This is a genomic window from Arthrobacter sp. M4 (assembly GCF_020251205.1).
GTDB lineage: Bacteria > Actinomycetota > Actinomycetes > Actinomycetales > Micrococcaceae > Arthrobacter.
Window position 1 is genome coordinate 1 of sequence record NZ_JAIWYX010000047.1, and the last position, 980, is coordinate 980.

The window sequence follows — 980 nt, forward strand, 5'->3', positions numbered from 1 at the left end:
CTGGTCCGTCAGACGCCGGGGTGGGCGACGATTCCGGTGGCGTTTTCCCGGGGTGATGGTAATTGGGACATCACGAACGGCGCGGCACCGAACTTCATCCCATCCTGGGCGCCGACGCCCGGGGTGCGCGTAGTAACAGGCGACTTCAATGGGAACGGGCTGACCGACGTCGCGCTCGTACGGCAGCAGGCGGGCTGGGCGACGATTCCGGTGGCGTTTTCCCGTGGTGACGGTAACTGGGACATTACCAACGGTGGGGCACCTGATTTCATCCCGTCCTGGGCCCCGACGCCCGGGGTCAAAGTGATCACCGGTGACTTCAACGGCAACGGCCTCACCGACATTGCGTTGGTGCGGCAGCAGCCGGGGTGGGCGACGATTCCGATCGCGTTTTCGCGCGGCGATGGGAACTGGGACGTCACCAACGGTGCCGCACCGGATTTCATTACGGCGTGGGCGTCGACGCCGGGTGCCAGGATCGTGACCGGCGATTTCAACGGCAACGGCCTGACGGACATCGCTCTCGTGCGGCAGACCCCGGGCTGGGCTACGATTCCCATTGCTTTTGCCCGCGGTGACGGGAACTGGGATATCACCAATGCGCCGGCGCCGAACTTCATCCCGAACTGGGCAGCCACTCCCGGCACCCGGATCGTCACGGGTGATTTCAACGGCAACGGCCTGACGGATATAGCGTTGGTGCGGCAGACGCCGGGTTGGGGAAGCATCCCCATCGCCTTCGCGCAGGGTGACGGGACGTGGCAGGTCACCAACGGTGCGGCGCCGGACTTCATCCCAAGTTGGGCGCCGACCCCCGGCGTCAAGATTGTCACGGGGGATTTCAACGGCAACGGGCTCACGGATATCGCCCTGGTGCGGCAGACCCCGGGCTGGGGAAGCATCCCCATCGCGTTCGCGCAGGGCGACGGGACGTGGCAGATCACCAATGGTGCGGCACCGAACTTCATCCCCAGTTGGGC

Annotated in this window: 1 protein-coding gene; it reads left to right on the top strand. The window is 65.6% G+C overall.

What is annotated here, in order from left to right; all coding sequences use genetic code 11:
• On the top strand, positions 1–980 hold a 980-nt coding region (locus LD110_RS23330), incomplete at both ends, for an FG-GAP-like repeat-containing protein (protein WP_225502327.1).